At 70.9% G+C, this 1,906-nt stretch carries 2 protein-coding genes; one reads left to right on the forward strand and one right to left on the reverse strand.

Going from position 1 to position 1,906, the window contains the following annotated elements:
- Positions 1–751 (forward strand): hypothetical protein (locus ACOADB_RS23500; protein ID WP_378604445.1); only part of this gene is annotated, 751 nt, incomplete at its 5' end.
- A 4-nt stretch (positions 752–755) separates the two neighbouring features.
- On the opposite strand, the gene ACOADB_RS23505 is transcribed toward ACOADB_RS23500, so the two are convergent.
- Positions 756–1,906: hypothetical protein (locus ACOADB_RS23505; protein ID WP_378604448.1), on the reverse strand; the 1,151-nt coding region annotated here is incomplete at its 5' end.

Genomic DNA, 1,906 nt, shown 5'->3' on the forward strand with positions numbered 1-1,906 from the left:
CGTGGGTGGCATGGCCGCGGCAGACTTCTTCGCCGCGATGCTGGTCTTCGCGATCCTGCTGCTGTGGCTCCAGCCGACGCGTGACTGGTACGCCGGACGCCCGTGGGTGCAGGCCTACGAGGAACGCCGGGCCGAGCGGGTCGGGCTGATGCGGCCGCCGGGAACGCCTGCCGGGCGGTCCGCGACGGCATCGCCCGATGCTGCTTCGCCGGCGGGTCCTGCTGCTCCTGCTGATCCGGGCACGACCAAGGGTGACGCCGCGGGCGAGCACCCGTTCGGGGACCCGCGTGCGTTCGGCCGCCGGCCTGCCGTCGTACGACGGACGCGGCCGCAGGCGCTGACCGCAGCCTGCGCCCTGACCTGGATCACCTCCACGCTCGTGCTGCTCGGCATCGTCGTGATGATGGCCGTCCTGCCGTCGCAGGCCGAGGACCTGTTCGCCGAGGTCTCGCGCGACCAGCCCAAGGCGGTCGAGACCTACGACCTCACCGAGAACACCCTCCTCGCGGGGATGTACGTCGTCCTCGTCGGCTTCGCCCTGTGGGCGGTCGTCGCGATCGTGCTCGCCGGGCTCGCCTTCATCGGCCAGAACTGGGCCCGGATCACCCTCGTCGTCTCCGCGGTGACGGGCGCCCTGCTGCTCGTCGTGATGTCGGTCGGTGCCTGGCCGTTGCTCGCGCTCGTCGGCGTGTTCGGCTCGGCAGCGTGGATGCTGCTGCGGCCCGAAGTGGGTCGCTGGTACCAGCGCTGACGGGTCAGATCGCTGGTGTGAACACCCTCAGCACGTGGTCGTCGATCTGTTCGATGCCCTGGGGGGTCGTCAGGGCCAGCGCTCCCTGACCGCCACCTGATCCCGCGTCGGGGTCCGCGGTCAGGTCGATCCGGGCGCCGGTCGGCAGCAGGTTCGTGGACAACAGCGGCCGGTTGTCGTCGAGCACCCACGTCGTTCCGTCCAGGCGCCAGACGCTCTGTGGGACTCCGGGGCGCGAGGTCGAGGTGAAGTCGTCTCCGAACTCGCAGACGTTGGTGGAACTGCTGGCGCGGAGCGTTCCTTCGCTGTCGAACCAGAGGTCGTTGATGGTCTGGTACTCCTGATCGGCGGCCTCGCCCTCCACCATCGCGGACATGTCCGTGGCGACGGAGGTGCCCGGCTGGGCCGGATCCACGATGAACAGCGTGTAGCCGTAGACACAGGCCCCGCCGCTGCCGCCTTCGAGCACGGCAGCCCGGGGGCCGCCGTAGGCCGACTGTGCCGAGTAGGCCTGGTCCTCCCACAAGGAGGCGCCGGAAGGCAGCTGGTCGTCGAAGCGGGTGACCGTTCCGTCGGCATCGATGCGATGGGACACGGCGACCGGCCCGCCGCGGTAACCGTCGGTGGAGCCGTCGTACCCGAAGGCGAGGATGCTGTCGCCCGTCGCCAGTAGTGCGTCCCACGTGATGCCGGCCGGTTGCGTCGCCTCGTCCCGTCGATCGTCGAGGGAAGGCAGGGAGTAGCTGACGACCCCGGAACCGTCGAGGGTGACGACGCGGTCGTCGCGGACGGCGCTCGGCCCGCATCCGTCGGGGTCACGACACTCCGTGGTCGTGGTGGAGCCGTTGTCGGTGTCGACCACCGTCAGCGCGCCCGCGGAGACGACGGCGACGTAGCGGCCGTCGGCGCTCCACGACGGTTCGCCCGCATCGGGAAGCCGGGTGACCTCGTCGGCCCCGTCCATGACGACGACGGTGGTGTCCGGGATCCCGTCCCCGTCGGGGTCCGCTCCGGCGAGCGTGTAGGCGTAGACGTCCCGCAGCACCTCTGCCGGTGGTTTCGATGCGGCGGGGTCGTCGTCGTTGAGGAGTACGGCGGTGCCGGCTCCGGCACTGACGACAGCGAAGATGCTCGCGGCCGCGACGGCCCCCTTGG

Source organism: Nocardioides sp. CPCC 206348, from assembly GCF_048654705.1.
In the GTDB taxonomy this organism is placed as follows: domain Bacteria; phylum Actinomycetota; class Actinomycetes; order Propionibacteriales; family Nocardioidaceae; genus Nocardioides.